The sequence below is a fragment of the Streptomyces sp. MMG1121 genome (genome assembly GCF_001280015.1).
Lineage (GTDB): Bacteria > Actinomycetota > Actinomycetes > Streptomycetales > Streptomycetaceae > Streptomyces.
The window spans coordinates 1-16,447 of the sequence record NZ_LGDV01000230.1; the positions used below are offsets into that span (position 1 = coordinate 1).

The following is a 16,447-nucleotide window of genomic DNA, read 5'->3' on the forward strand; positions in this document are numbered from 1 at the left end:
TTGAGGGTCTTGGCGCCCAGGCCGCTGATCACGGTGATGCAGTCGCCGGGGCGGGCGGAGTAGGACCGCTCGTTGACGAAGATCCGGCCTTCCCTTCTGCGCTCCTCGTGGCCGCGGCCTTCGTTGCCCTTGCCTTCGTTGCCCTTGCCCTGGCTTGCATTGTTGTTGCCCTGCCCGGAGTTGCCGCCGAGGGGTGCCTGCGGGGCGGTGGCCGGGGCCGCCTGGGGCGCCGGGGCGGAGGCCGCCGAGGCGTAGGTGATGCCGGTGACGGCGAGTGCCGCGGCGGCTCCGGCAGTGGCGGTCACCATGGTGGAACGAGCGAGCTTCATGTCGCTTCTCCCGTCTCGTATCTCGGAGATGCCGGCTCGTCAGCCGACTGCGATCAAACGTACTCACGGCTGTCATATCGGTCATATCGAAGATTCGGGACTGGGAGCCGATCGAGGTATATGCGGCCCCGCCTGCGGCTCGGCCGGAATGTGAAGTACCCCGAGAAGAAAGGGCGATTAAATGACTATTAGGCCGTCGGGGTGATCTGCTGACGCTTGCTCACCCCATGGCCACCGCGTGTCGCTGCGAAATCCCCGCGCCGATCCGTGTTAATGGCCTGACGGATGTGACGGTGGCTTGGCGGGGATCGCATAGTGGCGGTGAGTCAGGTGCCCCTGGGGCTGGTGCCACCGTGGTGAATCCGTGCAGTGACGTATGCCTTGACCTGGGTCTTCGCCGGCCGGCTGGACGGTATCGCGATCGGTGTCGTTCAGTCGACCGGCGGAAGCGCGCCGATGCCCGGTGTTGAGGTTTCGGCAGGTCGGTGTGTCCCCGCAGCATTCACAATCAGGCGAACCGGGATCCCCCTGCGCGGGTTTCGGGCGCCGCCGGCCTGTGCAGGACCGCCGGGACTCTCTCCTCATGGGTGGTTCGCCCCGTTCGTTCGGGTAGTGGTGACTGGCCGGTGAACGGGGTGTGGGGGAGTTGTCGCGGGTAGTCCACGCGCGTAGCGCATCGCGGGCGGCTGCGGTTTCGTCATGCACGCATCTCCAACCCCCCACAGATTTTGGAGAGTTCATGCGCCGCGTTTTCTTCGGTCTGCCCGCCGCTGCCCTGCTTCTGGCCGCTGTCTCCGCTGGCCCTGCCCTCGCGGATCCTCCGGCGCCCCCCTCGGCGTCGACGGCCCGCAGCGAGCTGGCCGCCCTGACCGTTGCGACTCCGCATTCGATGAATGGCTACGCCCGGGACAAGTTCGACATCTGGGCGTCTCAGCCCGACGGGTGCACGACCCGGCAGGAGGTGCTGGCCCGGGACGGGAAGAACGTTCAGGACAAGCCCGGCAGCTGTCAGCCCGCTTCGGGTTCCTGGTACTCCGTCTATGACAACAGCACCGTGACCGAGGTCGCGAAGGCGACCATCGACCACATGGTTCCCCTCGCCATGGCCTGGAAGTCCGGCGCCGATACCTGGACCCCGGATCAGCGCAAGGCGTTCGGCAACGACCTGAAAGACCCCCAGCTCCTGATTGCTTCCGAGTCGTCGAACTCGTCGAAGGGCGACAGTGGCCCGGATGTCTGGAAGCCCACGAACCACGCGTTCTGGTGCACTTATGCCGAGGACTACACGCACGTGAAGTCGGTGTGGAAGCTGACCACGACCGCGGCGGAGAAGTCGGCGCTGTCCTCGATGCTCGACACCTGCACCAACTAAGCGCAACCCAACCTCGCGTGCGGACCGGGCCCTCCGCAGGCCGCCCGCCCGCGGGCCCGGTGCGTCTGGGCGGGGTGACTGTGGCGCGGGCCGGGCCGGGAGACGGTTCGTCCCGGCCCGCGGTACATATGGCAGCGCCCGGGCCAACGAGCAGACGGCCCTGCGGTCACCCAGGTGCCGGGCCGGGGCGGACGCGGGCGGCCCCTGCCTGAGAGTCTGAGTGGTTGCCGTGGCCAGCTGCACCGCAGTGGTCCCTGGATGTCCGCGAGGGTTCCGCTCAAGTGCGGCTGGCAGGCCGCAGGTGCTGGACTCGAGGGTGTGAGGGGGTGTGCGCCTGTGCGCCGGGGTCCCGGGGAGTATTCCGGTGCAGAGGTGGGGGAGTATCTGCTCAGCTGTTGCTCGTCTGTGAGGGGTCGTCATGGGTTTGCTTGGTCGCGCTGTCCCGTCGCTGGTGGTGTTGTCCTGTCTGGTGCTGGCGGGGTGTTCGTCTTCTGGGTCGCATGCGGGTGGGGGATCGGCGGGGAAGAACGGTGCGTCGGCTGCCGGGCCGTCGGCTGTGGCGGGATCGGCAGGGGCCGGGGGGTCGGTGGGGGAGATTCCGGTGGGTGCCGGGCCGCGGTCGACGTACACGGTGCAGGAGCAGCCGCCGGCGGGGAGTTGCCATTACCGCATGGAGAAGGGTGAGCCGTTGGAGGACCTGAAGTGCACGCCGGGTGCGACGTCTCCGGCGGTGACGCAGGCGAATCTGGCGACGACGATCTGCCGCAAGGGCGGCTACACGAAGAACATCCGGCCGCCGGAGGCGGTGACCGGCAAGGAGAAGCGGCTCAACGCTGCTTCCTATGGCTATACCGGCAAGATGGGCGACGCCGAGTACGACCACCTCATCAGCCTCCAGCTCGGCGGTGACCCGAACGACGCCCGCAACCTGTGGGTGGAGCCTGCCGATCCGGGCCACAAGCCGGGCTCGGGCGTGAACAACCTGAAGGACCCGGTGGAGACGAAGCTGCACACCGCGGTCTGCTCGGGCAAGGTCACCCTGAAGGCCGCGCAGAACGCGATCGTCACCGACTGGACCACCGCGCTGAGCAAGCTCGGCCTGGCTGCCTGACGGCCCGGTCCGCCGGGCGGCGGTGTGGAACTGAGCGGCCGGGAGGGGGCACTACGGGGCTGAGCCGGCGGTGCTCAGCCCCGCGGCGCTGTTCGGAGGTGAGGCGGTGGTGATCGGCAGTGAAGCGGGGCAGGGCCTCGTAGGTTGGCACGGCGAACTCCTCCAGGATGCACTAAGAACTCCTAACGAAATGATCTTCGAGGTGGTTGGATCACTCCCAGACTGATGATCTGGGGGTGCGGGGTGGCGCGGCCGAAGCCGTGGGAGGTCGACGACAAGCTGTGGGCGGTGATCGAGCCGCTGTTGCCGAAGGTGGAACGCCGAAGTAGGCATCCTGGGCGCAAGCGGCATCCAGATCGGCTGGTGTTCCAGGGCATCCTGTTTGTGCTGCACACGAGGATCGCCTGGGAACACCTGCCGCAGGAACTCGGCTTCGGCTCGGGCATGACCTGCTGGCGCCGTCTGGCTGAGTGGACCGAGGCCGGGGTATGGCCCCGGTTGCACGAGGTCCTCCTCGCCAAGCTGCGCGGCGCGAACGCCCTGGACTTCTCCCGGGCGGCCGTCGACGGCTCCCACATCCGGGCATTAAAGGGGGGTCCAAGACGGGACGAAGCCCCGTCGACCGGGGCAGGACGGGCAGCAAACACCACCTGATCACCGACGCCACCGGCATCCCGCTCGCCGCCACCCTGACCGGCGGCAACCGCAACGACGTCACCCAGCTGATCCCGCTCCTCCAAGCCGTGCCGCCAGTTCGGGGCAAGCGCGGCCGGCCCCGGCGCCGCCCGGATGTAGTGCTGGGCGACCGCGGCTACGACCACGACAAGTACCGCCGCCTGGTCTGGGACCTCGGCGTGAAGCCGCTGATCGCCCGCCGCGGCACCGAGCACGGCTCCGGCCTGGGCACCCAACGCTGGGTCATCGAGCGCGCGTTCGCCCACCTGCACTGGTTCCGCCGCCTGCGGATCCGTTGGGAGATCCGCGACGACATCCACGAAGCCTTCCTCACCCTGGGATGCGCACTGATCTGCTGGAGAAGACTCCGCGCTGCGACGGGCCTTTGAGGCGGCATTGCGGGGGTTCAGGGCCCAGTGTCCCCCTCCGCCAGATCCTTGATCGCGTTGAGGCGGTGTTCCCACCGGGTGGCGAGGGTGTCCATCCATCGCGTTGTCCGCCTCAGTGGTTGCAGGTCGGCTTCGTAGCGGACCTCGCGTCCGGCCCGGTGGGCGCGTACCAGTCCGGCGCGGTCGAGGACGGCCAAGTGTTTGGCCACCGCCTGGCGGGTGATGGGGAGGGCTGCCGCCAGGGACGTGGAGGTCGCGCCGCCTTCGCGGGCGAGGACGGCCAGGACCTCTCGGCGGATCGGGTCGGCCAGGGCCACCAGGACGTATTCGGGGGCCTGTTCGCCCTCGGTGGTGCGGGTCATGCCGTGGTCTGTTCGCAGTCCGCGCGCAGTTGGTCGAGCTTGCCGGGCCAGTTCTGGCTGTTGGCACGGTGCCGGTCGGTGGCCTCGTCGGTGGGCAGCCCGAGGTGCGCGAAGCCGCTCTCGACCATGGTGAGCCGGGTGCCTCCTGTGGAGTCGTCTTCGGTCAGGGTGAACTCGACGAGAGTGGCGTTGGCTTCGTCCGGCTCCTCGCCTGCGGCGCCTTGGGACCACCGCCAGGACAGGACGTGCGGCGGCTCGACCGTCTGGATACGGGCGGGAATGACGCCGTGGATGCCGTGGTCGAAGACCAGCAGACCGCCGGGGCGCAGGTCGATCTTGACCGGCTCTCCATTGCCGAACCAGCGGCCGAGGAAAGCGGGCTCAGTCAGCACGGACCAGACCCGTTCTCTGGAGCCATTGATCAGGATGGCGCGTTCGATCGTGTTGGGGATCATTGCAACCTCATCTCATCCGGATGCGCTACCCAAAGGTTGCACATCTGGAAACCCATGCGCAACTGATTGGTTGCGCATGGGCGGTGGCGCCGCTCGGGTTCCGCCAAGCCTCGAGCACCGCTACTCATTTCGTTAGGAGTTCTAAGCCCCCGGCCGGCCGGCCGGCCGGGGGCGGTGGTGGCTGGTCGTGTTGAAGGGCGTCGGTGACGCGCTGCGCTCAGCGGTGGTGGGTGGTGGTGCGTTGGTGCGCGTTGGATGGCGTTGGAGTCGGAGGGAGTCGGATTTCGGGGCGGGTGGCGCTGATGTAGTCGGCGCGCAGCATTCGCACGGCCGGGGTCTGCTGGCGTAGCGGGTGTGCATCTGGTCGGCCCAGTGCTGTGCGCGGGTCGTTGGCGCAGTAGGCGCAGTAGGGCACCGTGTCGGTCCGGGTGGGGTACGGCGTGTTCGAGCGGACTTCGACGGTCGTGCGCAGCGTGAGCGGGCGACGGCACAGCGGGCAGAGGTCTCCGTGGAGCAGTTCCGTAATCATGCGGCGGACTGTGCACAGGGCGACGGCTCACCGTCTCGGGCTGGCCGGACGGCCCGCCTCGCGGGCGCTGCGGTAAAGATCTGGTGATGGCCTCCCGCCCGGCGGGAAGGACCCGGGATCGCGCTTCTTCACAGGTCAACGCCGCGGTTCCATGGGCCGGTGATCAGCAAAGCGGAGGTTCGCCCGGGGAACGAGTGGCGCTATCTCTTCCGTGGCGTGATGGTCGGCGACGGCCGCCGCGCCGCGGGGACGCCGCTGCGCGCCGCCCAGGACGAAGCCGGTGTCCCGCCCGGCGTCTGGAAGGGCGGGGGCTTGGCAGCGGTCGGCCTCACGGCCGGGGACGTGGTTACCGAGCAGCGGGCCGAACTGCTCCTGGGGGAAGGCCGGCACCCGGATGCCGACCGGATCGAGCGCGAGCGCCTGGAGGCGGGCGACGATCCGGCGACGGCGAGGCGGGCGACCGTGCTGGGCAGGCCCATCGAGCACAACCGCTCACCGAAGACCGAGAAGGCCAAGGAGCGGACGCCCTGGCTGGCCATGGACCTGGTGTTCCGGCCTTCGTCGACGGCACACATCGCGTGGGCGCTCGGGGATGACGAGACGCGCCTGGTGCTGGAGCTGTGCCAGGACATCGCCAGGGACAAGACGCTGGCGTGGTTTGAGGATTCGGTCGCGGAGATCCGCTGGGGGAGCGGCGGCAAGATCCGCAAGCCGATCCGGGATGGGCTGATCGTCGCGGTGTTCCGGCACTACGAGTCCCGGGCTGCCGAGTCGAAGCCGCTGCTCCACGATCACGCGGTGGTGTCGATCCGTGCCCGGCGGCCGGACGACGAGGGGACGTGGGTGTAGGTTCGCGTTTCCGATGTCCCTTTCTCGTTGACGGTGACCTCTGTCCGGCCCAAGGGACAAGGCGGTGAGACGAACTTCCGTCCCGTCGCGTTGAAGCTGTCGGATTCTCACTCATTGGTGACCGAGGTCAGATGCTGTCCCCGTACTCGTCTGAGTGCACCACCGCGTACGAAGATATGTGCACCACTGCTCAAGCCACGTCGGTGTCCCGCTCGATAGCCTGAAGGCGGTTCTTCAGCCGGTAGCTGTTGCCGTTGATAGAGACGACCTCGCAGTGGTGCAGGAGGCGGTCGAGGATCGCGGTGGCGAGGACTTCGTCACCGAACACCTGTCCCCATTCAACTGGGGCTGGCACTTGTTCGTTACGGAGCATCTGCCCTACGGCCTGGGCGTTTCAGGAGTCCGGCTGTCTCTTTGATTGTCTTGCTGACAGTGTTGTTTTGTAGGCGCTACCTTCATTCGTCAGGTGCGAGGAAGGTGTGCCGGATGGTGGAGTCGCGTCTGCGGGTGATCGAGGGCCGACCGGGGCCCGAGGTGCCCGTTGCCTGGGACCCGTGGGAGTTCCAGGCGCTCTGCGTGGAGGCGTTCGTGGCCTCGTGGCGAGCCAGGGGGTTCAGCCCGGTGACCGTCGACAACGACATCGGTCTGCTGGAGCGGACGCTCCAGGCCCTGGGCCGGCCAGCGTGGGATGTCACGCCCGAGGACATCGACCGCGTGGTCGGCGGCCTGGCCGTGGAGGGAAGGGCGCCGTCCACTCGCCGCGGATACGTCCAGATCTTCAAGGGCTTCCACCGGTTCCTTCAGGCCCGCAAGGCCGCCGAGATAGAGGCAGCGTTCGGGGTCCGGTTGGTTTGCCCGGTGGACGAGTTCAATGCCTCACGGCATGTCGGCGACGACTCGCCGGCCCTGTTGCCGCCACCGACTCCGGAACGGGTCGAGGAGTTCTTCGAGTTCCTCAAGGCCCGCATCGCCACTGCCCGCAAGTACGCACCCGCCGCCCGCGACTACGCTCTGTTCCGGACGCTGTATCACGCCGGCCTGCGCTCGGAGGAGGCCTCACTCCTGGACCGCCCGGACGTCCACTTCGGCCGCGGCCCGTTCGGCAAATTGCATGTGCGCTTCGGTAAGGGAGCCCACACCTCCGGGCCCCGGCCGCGCTGGGTTCCCATGCTCGACCAGCTGGACCTGGTCCTGCGCTGGTTCCTCGACGACGTCCGCGGCAGGTTCCCCGACTCGTCCGCGTTGTTCGCCGACGAGTCGGGCGGCCACCTGCACCAGGGCACCGTCCGCAACCGCCTGCGCTATCTGATGGAACTGGAGGGCCGACCGGCCGCCGACCGGTTCAGCCCGCATGCCCTGCGGAGGGCCTGTGCGACCCACAACTACGAGCGCGGAGTGGACCTGGTGGCCATCCAGCAGCTACTCGGTCACTGGACAGTCAGTTCGACCATGAGATACGTCAGGCCCTCGGCCACGTTCATCGAGGACGCCTATCGACGTGCCGTGACCACCACGCTCGGCGAGCTCAGCGGAGAGGAACCCACGCCGTGAACATCAAGTGGAAGCTGCGGATGGCGGCCGCCCAGCGCGAGGTCTGGACCGGCGCCCAGCTGCGGCGACTCCTGGCCGAGAAAGCCGGGCTGGAACTGTCCTCCGCCTCGGTGTCGGCCCTGTTCACCAAGGAACCCTCCCAGGTGAAGATGTCCACGCTCGCAGCGTTGTGCACCGCACTGGAGTGCACCCCCAACGACCTGATCGAGGTCGACACCACCCCCGTCGAACGCCCCGCGGCCCCTCCTCGACCCGCAGCAGATATGCCCCGGGTCGCCTCGGCCCGGGGCCGGTCCATGCCGCCGATCTGACCGAAGGAGGTGCGCTCGGAACATGGGCAAGAGGCAGCGGGACTGCGTCGGATGCGGGGCTCCAGTTGGCTTCATCGACCGGCAGCACTGCTGCCGCTGCACGGCCCGGATCAAGGACGAAGCCGCCCGCGCGTCCTGCCCTGCCTGCGGGAGGCCGCGCGTCCTGCAGGCCGACACCGGACGGTGCATCACCTGCTCGCGGACCTGCACGGGCTGCGGCCGCCCGGTCCGCTCACCGACCGCCAGCCACTGCGGGATCTGCCGGCGCGAAGCCGACCGGCAGGCCGCGAAGCAAGTCTGTCCGCGCTGCCAGCGGCCCGGCTTCCTGCAGACCGGCACCGGATGGTGCGGCCACTGCTCGCGCCGACGGCAGAGCAAGCAGCCTCCGCGGCAGTGCACCGGCTGCGGCCAGGTGCGGCGCCACGCCGGACTCGGACTCTGTTCGGCCTGCTGGCAGAAGCACCCCGACCGACCCTTCGTCGCCGCCGAGAACCTGGCCTCGCGCCTTGCCGAGCCCGTGCCCTGGCTGGGTGACTTCGCCGGTCATCTCGCCGAACGGCACTGCGCGAGCCGTGCCTGCACCATGATCAGCGCCCTGGGCCGGCTTCTGGACGACGAACACGCCAACCACCCCCAGGCCTTGCTGAATCGGGCCCGCCGGCCCGGCCGGTCGATGGGATCCCTCGCCCGCGCTCTCGAAGGCTTCTTCACCCAGCGCGGCCTCGCGCTCCCAACCGACCAAGCGCAACGGCTCGCCGCCGGACGCCGCCAACGCCGCATCGACGCGACCCCGCTCCCGCTTCGGCCGCAGGTCCATGCGTTCGCCGAGTCCATGCTGCGAGCACGCGAGCGCGCCCTCAAGGCCGGCACCCTGCCTCGCACCGACAGCACCATCGAAGCGGCCCTGGCCATCGTCCGTGACCTCGCCCGCTTCCTGACCGGCACGCGCAACAAGCAGGACTGGGCCCTGACCGACGTCCACGACCTCGAAGCGTTCCTGGCGACCATGCCCAAGGCCCGCCAGCGCAGACTGACCGTGCTGCGGCAGTTCTTCCGCTTCGCGCGCTCCCGCAAGATCGTGCTCATCGATCCCACCCGGGGAGTGAAGGCCAAGGGCCCGTCAGGGTTCAGCGGCACCATCGTCGCAGTCGACCGGCAGCGCCAGCTGTTCCGCCGCTGGACCACCGGCACCGACGGGCACCCGCACGAGGCCTTGCTCGGAATCCTGGCCCTCCTCCACGCGGCTTCCAGCAGTGAGGTCCGGTTCCTGCGCGTGGACGACCTCGACCCCGCCAACCGCACCGTCCGGCTGGGCAAACGGCCGCATCCGGTGCCCATGGACCCGGCCAGCTGGTCGGTGCTTCAACGATGCCTGGCCCACCGCGAGAGCCAGCACACCGACAACCCCCACGTGATGGTCACCAAGATCACCAAATCCGGCCAGGCAGCAGCCTCGACCGCCTATGTCAGCCACGTCCTCGACCCCTGTGGCGTCCCACCGCGGACCCTGCGGAGCACCCGGCTCGCCGAGCTGGTGAACACCCTTGACCCCAAGCTCGTCGCCGCAGCTCTCGGCATGGACCCCGAAGGCGTCATGATCTACCTCGCCGACCACGTCGACGAGGGCCGCTTGCCTAGGCCGAATACACGATGACGTCGGGCGCCGGTTGACCTAGTGTTTCGCAGATGAGCACCCACGACGACGCCCTCGACGAGTCAGACGAAGTGATCGTCCGCTGCCTGGAGAACAGGGCTGTGCGCGTCAGGCTCCTCGACCGCTCCCATGAGGATCCGGACTGCGTGCTCTACGCGATCGAAGTTCACGCACCCGGCCTGAACGCCCGTGTCGATGGGGTGACGGCCTGGAACTGGGACGCGGACCTGGCCTCCTTTCTGGAGGGACTCGCCCAGGACATCCGGGGATGGGACGGAGAACGTATCTGGCAGACCAACGACCGCGACCTAACCGTCAGCGCGATCGTTCGTTCGGGCGGTCATGTCGGACTGACCTGGACTCTCCGACCATGGCTGACGTCCATTGACAGCTGGTCTGCATCCGTCACCACATGGCTGGAGGCTGGCGAGCAAATGTCCAACCTGGCAGCCGACGCTCGGCACTTCCTCCACCTGGGGCGCAAGGCTTATGAATGATCAGACGAACGCTCAGCGACTATACTCATGGGGCCGTTCCCGGTTCGAGGGCCAGCCTGCCCGGGTCGCCTGGGCCGGCAGTGTACTTCGCGCCGCGAGCCAGAGCTTCGGGGGCTTTCCCGAGGTCGACGACGCGCTGCTGCTGGCAGACACCGAAGAGCGGTGGCCCCAGGCCCGCGAAGTGTTCGACCGCCTGCGGCGACGAAGCCTGGAACAAGACCTGCCCCTGAACGAGGAACAGGCGCTGCTGTTCACTCTCGCCGAGCTCGTTGCCAAGGTGGCGCACAACGCTTCAGGCGCGCGGCCCCCGTTCGATCACGACTCGGGATGGCGCATCGGGCCCATCGCCTACCGTCTCGCCTCAGGGACGGACGATCCCCAGCTTCGGGCCGAGCTCACAACAGCTCTCGGCGGAGAGCCAGCAGACAGCTGACACGACGTCGCGCCGCTGCTGAACCTGTTGAGTGTCGGCGCTGCCTCGCACACGTTCGTCGGAACATGTGCGCTTTGCTGAAGGTCTTGTTCGAGGTCAGGATGACCGAGCCCTTCTCGTAGCGCTTGGAGATCACCTGGAAGACCAGGTTCGCCTCGGCCCGTTCGAGGGGCTGGTAGCCGACTTCATCGACCACGAGGACGCTGGGCCGCAGGTAGGTGCCGAGCTTGTTGACCAGCCGGCCGGCGGCTTCGGCGGTCTTGAGGTTGCGGACCATGTCGTCGAGGGTCGTGAAGTAGATCGAGTAGCCGGCCCTGCAGGCCGCGACCGCGAGGGCAACGGCGATATGTGTCTTACCGACCCCGGGCGGGCCAAGGAGAGCCGCGTTGGCCTTCGCCTCGACGAACGAGAGGGTGGCGAGGTCCCTGACCTTGCGCGGGTCGAGATCGGGCTGGAAGGAGAAGTCGTACTCGTCGAGCGTCTTGTGGTGCGGCAGCTTCGAGGTTCGCAGTCCGCTGCGGAAGCGGCGGTCCTCACGGACCGCGAGTTCCTCCGAGAGGACCAGGTCGAGGAAGTCGAGATAGCCCATCTTCGCCTCGTCGGCCCGGCGGGTGAACTCGTTGATGGTCTCGGCGAGATGGGGCAGGCCAAGCTTGCCGGCCGTGGTGCGGATGCGGTTGCCGGTCAGCTGGCTCAAGAGAAGTCCTTCGTCTGGCGGTTGGTGGTGAAGGGCCGGGTGCCGGTCAGTTCGTCATAGACGGACAGCGGGCGGCGGCCGACTTCGACGCTGGCGGCAGCGGCCCGGTTCAGCAGGGCCTGCAGCGAGCCGGCCTCGGGCCCCAGAGGCTGGTCACGACGGGGCGGGGGTGGGTCTTCGCCGGTGGTGGTCCGGCGTCCGGCTCCGGTGGGCAGGCCGTCCCAGTGCGACTCGTCCACGATCCGGGCGCCGCGGCCGACCGCCCTCGGGTGGGCGGCCAGGAGGGTGTCCCCGTCGGTGCCGGGGACGGTGGAGTGCAGGGTGACCTGCGACTTGGTCGCCCGGATCTCGACCAGCTGGCGGGGGCGGACCTTGCGGGCAGGCACCGAGTAGAGGTTCGCGTCGAAGGCGACCAGGCAGTCCTTGCCGACGTGCCGCAGATGCCGCTGAGCGACCACATACGGCGTGCTCGGCAACGGCCGCAGGGCCATGTGATCGCGCACGGCCCGGTGCCCGACGATCTCGCCGTGGGTGCCGTGCACCTTCGCCCGCCGCAGCGGCACCCAGGCCGCGAAGGCGGCGTTCATCTCCTCGATAGAGGAGAAGGCCCGCCCGGCCAGGACATGATCGCGGACGATCAACACCTGGCGCTCGACCCGGCCCTTCCCCGTCGGCCGGTAGGCGGCCAGGACGTCGATGTCGAAGTCGTAGTGCCCCGAGAACGCGACCGCTTCCGGGTGCAACGGAACCGCCTCGCCCGGCGCGACATGGCGGCGCACGACGGTCTTGGTGCGGTCGTAGACGATCGTCATCGGCACCCCACCGAAGTGCGCGAACGCGGCCCGGTGGCAGTCGAAGAAGCTCGCCAGGTCCTGGCTGGTGGTGAAGCAGCAGAACGGATCGCGGGAGTACGACAGCGTCATGTGGAACGAGTAGACCTTCGGGATCCCGACGTGGGCGAGGACCTTGCCCTCATCACCCCAGTCCACCTGGGCCTGGGCACCCGGAACTACCTCGAACCGGCGGTGCAGGCCCGCCAGTTCACCCGGGCTGATGCCGAGCTCCTCGGCGATCCGGGGCCGGGCCTCCTGGAGATAGATCTTGACCCGCTGGTAGTTGATGGTGACCTGGTACTCCGAGGCCAGACGCTCGTGGATCACCGATGCCTTCAGCAGAATCTCCGACATGAGCATCGCGTCGATCAGCGGGGCGACCTCATCGACCACCCGCCCCTGCTGCCGCCCCTCCGTCGTCCTCTTCGGTGGCGCGACCGGGGCCTCTCCCGACAGGTACTTCGTGACCGTACGGCGGTTCAGCCCGGTCTCCTTCGCGATCTCCCGCAGGCTCATCGCACCGGACTCGTACAGACCGCGAAACCGCCTCAACTCCAGCCAGCGATGCGGGTCCAAGACCACGTCAGCCGCCCCTCTGCCACCCCAAAACCGACGACAGAAGACTCCCGGCCCCCACCCCTCACCGCATCAACTTTGGTGCACTCTCATCCGTACGAGGTGGTGCACGTTCACTTGTACGCCGACAGATGCAGCCCGAGGGACCGGCACGCCACGCCCAGCGGGGGAAACAGGGCAACATGGAGGAACGTTCGGAGCCGACGGCAACCGGCCTCCAGGCGAGCGGCCACGCCGCTCCGCACCTGGCCGGCTTCCTTCTTGGTCGGGACGTTGAGGCCCGCATGTAGGTCAACGAGTCCGCCGTTCCTCGATCACGGTCGGCGACCCGCGCCGCCGGTCAAGCGTGCCGGCCAGGGCAGCCGGGCGGTGGGGCGTGACGTTCTGCAGTGCGCGCGCGTTGATCAGGACGTTGCGTTCCGCTGCCGTGCACGGTCGCGTCACTGCCACCAAGTCGAGGGGGAGGCGAATGGAGGCCAGCAACCTGCAGCACCGCTACGGCCGCCGCACGGTCCTGAGGGGGGTCGACATACGTCTGCGCGGCGGCGTCCTTGCCGGAGTCGTCGGCGAGAACGGCGCCGGTAAGTCGACCCTGCTGAAGATCCTCGCCGGTGAACTGCGGCCCGACCACGGCACGGTCCACCACCACGGCGGGCTCGGCTATTGCCCGCAAAACGTCACTCTCAACGGCCCCCTGACGGTCCGCCAGCATCTGGAGCTATTCCGGACCGCCTACGGACTGCCCGACTTACGCCGCGCCAGGCAGATCATGGAGCGCCTGCACTTCGCAGACTACCTCGACGAACGCGCCGAGGTACTCAGCGCAGGCACCCAGCAGAAGCTCAATTTGACCCTGGCCCTGATGCACGACCCGCAGACGCTGCTGCTGGACGAGCCCTACCAGGGCTTCGACTGGGATACCTACCTGTGCTTCTGGGCCCTCGCCAACCACCTGCGCGACGCCGGGCGTTCCGTGCTCGTCGTCTCCCACCTCGCGCACGACACGGACCGCCTCGACGAACTCTGGGTCCTGGACGAGGGCGTGCTGCGCGCGCGCCGGAAAGCGTCGGCGTGAAACGGCACCTGACCTTCTTCAGCACCGCCAGCCGGTATGAACTCGTTGTCCACGCCAGCAACCGGTTCGCGATGTTCCTGGTGGCCGCCTACGTTCCCATCTGGAGCGCAGTGGTCCACCTCGTCATCCCGAGCGCACCGGTCCACTTCCGGCTGCGGGCTACTGGCCGCATCCTGACTCCCGCCGGCAACGAACTCACCCAGATCACCGGTGCCATCAACGCCGTCACACTGATCACTGGCTTCATGATGTTCGCCGCCACCTTCGCCAGCGGCCGCTTCGACCGTCGCCTCGCACTGGCCGGTTACCCGCGCACCCACCTCGTGCTGGCCAAGACCAGCGCGCTCGCCGTCGCCTCGGTGGTGATCGCCGCCTATGCCACCGCTATCGCCTACCTGTTCTGGACGCCGCAGCAGCCCCTGCTGCTCGCCGCCGCACTGTTCTGCGCGGCCATGACCTACGGCGCCCTTGGCGTCGTCTTCGGAGCCCTGCTGCACCGCGAGGTCGAAGGAATGTTCGCGCTGGTCATGACCAGTGTCCTGGACATCGCCCTGCAGAACCCCATCGTCAGCGCCGGCGCAAACAGCCAGGCCATTGCCTACCTCCCTTCCTATGGCGCCGTCCAGGCTGCCACCGCCGCCGGGTTCACCGGCACCCCGCTGCTTTCCTGCCTCACCCTCCAGCTCGCCTGGTTCACCGGGGCCGCGCTCCTCGGCCTGCTCGCCTTCCACCGACGCACGCGTAACACTCTGTGCGGCACCCCGGGTGCTGCAGCATTCGTCGGGTCCCGCGCGGTACCGGAGGCGACCGCCGAGCTGGGCCGGACACCAGCTGCGTGCCCACCGCCCTCGATGCCCATTGACGACCCATTAGTGGAGGAAGAGACATGACCGGGGTCCCACAGAGTGTGCGATCCCCGCGCTGACGCGACGTCCTTCGGCACGGCGCTGCCGATGCCTACTACTGCGAAAGAGTGGGCGGTCACCGTCCGATCCGGGCGGATCGCGGCTGGGACGGTGTGTCGCGCCTTGTCCTGGCGAGCGTCCGCGTTACCCGCCGGCACGCCAGGTCGTTGTTGTCCGTGAAGTCCTCGGGTGAGGAGCGGAGGGACTGGTGCGGTGACCCGATCGACCGATGCTCACTACCGGCAGCATGTCATGCCGTACTATCGGGCGTTCGAATCACGTTTTGGGTACATGGCGTTGCTCGGCCGGACGCGTCACTTCGGCTGGTACGAACCCGGTGATTCCCCCTGGAGGTTCACGGCAGCCATGCGGCGCATGGAGGTCATTGCGGCCCGCAAGCTGGCCTTGCCGCCAGCGTCTTCGGTGCTCGATGCCGGGTGTGGGGTCGGTGACACGGCGCGCACGGTCGCACGGGCGAGCGGGGTGTATCTCACCGGGATCGACGGGATCGAGTCGGATATCGCCATCGCGCGGCAGCGGTCAGCCCGTGCGGGCGAGCCGGGCCGGCGCACACGTTTCCTCCGGGCCAACTACCACGCGCTCCCGTTTGCCGACGCCTCCTTCGACGGCGTCTACACGATGGAGTCCTTTGTCCACTCGCCTAGCGTCCCGCAAGGGCTCGCCGAGTTCTTCCGTGTCCTGCGTCCTGGCGGGAAGCTGGTGATGCTTGAGTATTCGAGTACCCCACAGGCCCAGCTGTCGCCGCAGGCGCGGACCGCGCTCATCCGAGTCTGTGAGCTCTCCGGTATGCCAGGGCTGCTCACGATGACCCATGGGGAGCTGGAGCGGCTTCTTCAGCAGACTGGTTTCACCGTCGAATCGGCTTACGACGCGACGGCGAAGATCCTGCCGATGCTGTGGGCCTTCTCAGTGCTCGGCCGACTGCCCTATACGCTCGCGCGCAGCGTGGGCTGCGGTGACCTTCTGATCAACGCGATGAGCGCGGTTGAGATGTACCGGCACCAGGACACCTGGCGGTACACCATCTGCGTCGCCGCCAAGCCGTGAGCCCAAAGCGCCACAAATCTCAGTACAGCTCACAGTAGAAGGCTGCCCAAGCCAGGCCCGCCGAACAGCCCAGGATGACCTGCACGGGCGTATGCGCTCTGACTCGGACCCGCGCCCACCCCATGACGACAGCCACCGGCAGCCCAGCCAGTACCGAAAGCCCGCACTGTGCACCGGCAGCTCCCAGCAGACTGGCAACCACTGCGGTATGCAGGCTGATCCGCCACACCGCGGTCGCAAGACTCGCTACAGCGATACCACCCGCCGAGAAGGCAAGAAAATCCACGAGCCGACGCGGCGCATGGAACCCCGTCGCCAGGCCCAGGTTCACCACCAGGGCAACGAGAGCGATCAGGCCCGTCGCCAGGCGCTGCCGCCATTCCAGCAGGTGCATGCTCAACGACCCGCAACCACCCAGCGACTTGACCGCATATACCAGCGGTGGTCCACCACAGCCGAACGCAAGGGCGACAGCCCACGCAGGCCCCGAGTCGCCGAGCCTGGTAGCCGAGTACCCGACGACCAGCAGGGAGACCGCCCCCACCACCGACGGCGAAAGCACTTCCGACAGTACGGTCGCGCACCATGTGGCGCGATCGGGGACTTTCAGCCGCCCTGGAACCAGGTGAGACTCTGTCGCCGAATTCAAAAAACAGACCCCTACGATGCGACGCCGGAGATCAGCACGCAGCGTCTTGAACACTACAACTTCTCCCCGAATGACTCTCGTTCATCAGATCACCGCGCTCCACGTCAGACCTAACGACACAACAAGA

General features: G+C 68.0%; 17 protein-coding genes and 3 pseudogenes. 12 read left to right on the forward strand and 8 right to left on the reverse strand.

Features of this window, described 5'->3' with window-relative positions; all coding sequences use genetic code 11:
• Positions 1 to 329, reverse strand: a pseudogene (locus ADK64_RS35285) (hypothetical protein); the annotation flags it as partial.
• A 739-nt stretch (positions 330 to 1,068) separates the two neighbouring features.
• On the opposite strand from ADK64_RS35285, the gene ADK64_RS35290 reads away from it, so the two are divergent.
• The 3 genes from ADK64_RS35290 (at position 1,069) to ADK64_RS43955 (ending at position 3,876) form a co-directional block, all read left to right on the forward strand.
• Complete coding sequence (locus ADK64_RS35290) at positions 1,069 to 1,701, forward strand: HNH endonuclease family protein (RefSeq protein ID WP_053666015.1); 633 nt, start codon at positions 1,069 to 1,071, stop codon at positions 1,699 to 1,701.
• 670 nt (positions 1,702 to 2,371) lie between these two features.
• A complete protein-coding gene (locus ADK64_RS48795) occupies positions 2,372 to 2,812 on the forward strand; it encodes a hypothetical protein (RefSeq protein WP_324614479.1) in 441 nt (146 codons plus the stop codon).
• Between the two features lie 225 nt (positions 2,813 to 3,037).
• A protein-coding gene (locus ADK64_RS43955) for an IS5 family transposase (RefSeq protein ID WP_420713082.1) occupies positions 3,038 to 3,876 on the forward strand; the annotation gives its coding sequence in 2 pieces (ribosomal slippage) (positions 3,038 to 3,398 and positions 3,398 to 3,876; 840 coding nt in all).
• Between the two features lie 17 nt (positions 3,877 to 3,893).
• Here ADK64_RS43955 and ADK64_RS35310 read toward each other — a convergent pair.
• The 3 genes from ADK64_RS35310 to ADK64_RS46800 form a co-directional block, all read right to left on the reverse strand.
• The gene (locus ADK64_RS35310; RefSeq protein ID WP_053666021.1) at positions 3,894 to 4,238 is read right to left on the reverse strand and encodes an ArsR/SmtB family transcription factor; all 345 of its coding nucleotides are present in this window, start codon (positions 4,236 to 4,238) and stop codon (positions 3,894 to 3,896) included.
• A complete protein-coding gene (locus ADK64_RS35315) occupies positions 4,235 to 4,693 on the reverse strand; it encodes an SRPBCC domain-containing protein (RefSeq protein ID WP_053666023.1) in 459 nt (152 codons plus the stop codon). Before ADK64_RS35315 ends, ADK64_RS35310 begins: the two co-directional genes overlap by 4 nt.
• Positions 4,694 to 4,910: 217 nt before the next feature.
• Entirely contained in the window at positions 4,911 to 5,222 is a 312-nt protein-coding gene (locus ADK64_RS46800; protein WP_199829795.1) for a hypothetical protein, read from the reverse strand.
• A 219-nt stretch (positions 5,223 to 5,441) separates the two neighbouring features.
• Here ADK64_RS46800 and mobF point away from each other — a divergent pair.
• Positions 5,442 to 6,065, forward strand: a pseudogene (mobF, locus tag ADK64_RS35320) (MobF family relaxase); the annotation flags it as partial.
• 196 nt (positions 6,066 to 6,261) lie between these two features.
• Here mobF and ADK64_RS43965 read toward each other — a convergent pair.
• Positions 6,262 to 6,411, reverse strand: a pseudogene (locus ADK64_RS43965) (ATP-binding protein); the annotation flags it as partial.
• Between the two features lie 146 nt (positions 6,412 to 6,557).
• Between ADK64_RS43965 and ADK64_RS35325 the strand changes: the two are divergent.
• The 5 genes from ADK64_RS35325 to ADK64_RS43970 are packed head-to-tail and all read left to right on the forward strand — an operon-like array spanning position 6,558 to position 10,517.
• Entirely contained in the window at positions 6,558 to 7,622 is a 1,065-nt protein-coding gene (locus ADK64_RS35325; protein ID WP_053666025.1) for a tyrosine-type recombinase/integrase, read from the forward strand.
• Positions 7,619 to 7,933: a helix-turn-helix domain-containing protein gene (locus tag ADK64_RS35330; protein WP_053666027.1), complete on the forward strand. Its 315-nt coding sequence runs from the start codon at positions 7,619 to 7,621 to the stop codon at positions 7,931 to 7,933. Before ADK64_RS35325 ends, ADK64_RS35330 begins: the two co-directional genes overlap by 4 nt.
• 22 nt (positions 7,934 to 7,955) lie before the next feature.
• Positions 7,956 to 9,587 (forward strand): tyrosine-type recombinase/integrase, encoded by a 1,632-nt coding sequence (locus tag ADK64_RS35335; protein WP_053666029.1) that lies wholly within the window; start codon positions 7,956 to 7,958, stop codon positions 9,585 to 9,587.
• Between the two features lie 32 nt (positions 9,588 to 9,619).
• Positions 9,620 to 10,084, forward strand: coding sequence for a DUF6228 family protein (locus ADK64_RS35340; protein ID WP_053666031.1), 465 nt, complete (start codon positions 9,620 to 9,622; stop codon positions 10,082 to 10,084).
• Entirely contained in the window at positions 10,077 to 10,517 is a 441-nt protein-coding gene (locus ADK64_RS43970; RefSeq protein WP_078993026.1) for a hypothetical protein, read from the forward strand. The genes ADK64_RS35340 and ADK64_RS43970 overlap by 8 nt, the downstream gene beginning before the upstream one ends.
• Here the strand turns inward: ADK64_RS43970 and istB are convergent.
• Positions 10,480 to 11,214, reverse strand: a complete 735-nt coding sequence (gene istB, locus ADK64_RS35350; protein WP_324614480.1) for an IS21-like element helper ATPase IstB — start codon at positions 11,212 to 11,214, stop codon at positions 10,480 to 10,482. The genes ADK64_RS43970 and istB overlap by 38 nt on opposite strands.
• Positions 11,211 to 12,629 (reverse strand): IS21 family transposase, encoded by a 1,419-nt coding sequence (gene istA / locus ADK64_RS35355; RefSeq protein WP_053666034.1) that lies wholly within the window; start codon positions 12,627 to 12,629, stop codon positions 11,211 to 11,213. The genes istB and istA overlap by 4 nt, the downstream gene beginning before the upstream one ends.
• 463 nt (positions 12,630 to 13,092) lie before the next feature.
• Here istA and ADK64_RS35360 point away from each other — a divergent pair, with 463 nt between their 5' ends.
• The 3 genes from ADK64_RS35360 to ADK64_RS35370 all read left to right on the forward strand — a co-directional run bounded on the left by ADK64_RS35360 (position 13,093) and on the right by ADK64_RS35370 (position 15,671).
• Positions 13,093 to 13,698, forward strand: coding sequence for an ATP-binding cassette domain-containing protein (locus tag ADK64_RS35360; RefSeq protein WP_053666037.1), 606 nt, complete (start codon positions 13,093 to 13,095; stop codon positions 13,696 to 13,698).
• Positions 13,695 to 14,588 (forward strand): hypothetical protein, encoded by an 894-nt coding sequence (locus tag ADK64_RS35365; RefSeq protein WP_053666039.1) that lies wholly within the window; start codon positions 13,695 to 13,697, stop codon positions 14,586 to 14,588. Before ADK64_RS35360 ends, ADK64_RS35365 begins: the two co-directional genes overlap by 4 nt.
• 228 nt (positions 14,589 to 14,816) lie before the next feature.
• Complete coding sequence (locus ADK64_RS35370) at positions 14,817 to 15,671, forward strand: class I SAM-dependent methyltransferase (RefSeq protein WP_053666041.1); 855 nt, start codon at positions 14,817 to 14,819, stop codon at positions 15,669 to 15,671.
• A 19-nt stretch (positions 15,672 to 15,690) separates the two neighbouring features.
• Here ADK64_RS35370 and ADK64_RS46305 read toward each other — a convergent pair whose 3' ends face one another.
• The gene (locus ADK64_RS46305) at positions 15,691 to 16,374 is read right to left on the reverse strand and encodes a hypothetical protein (RefSeq protein ID WP_159046407.1); all 684 of its coding nucleotides are present in this window, start codon (positions 16,372 to 16,374) and stop codon (positions 15,691 to 15,693) included.
• Positions 16,375 to 16,447 lie beyond the last annotated feature (73 nt).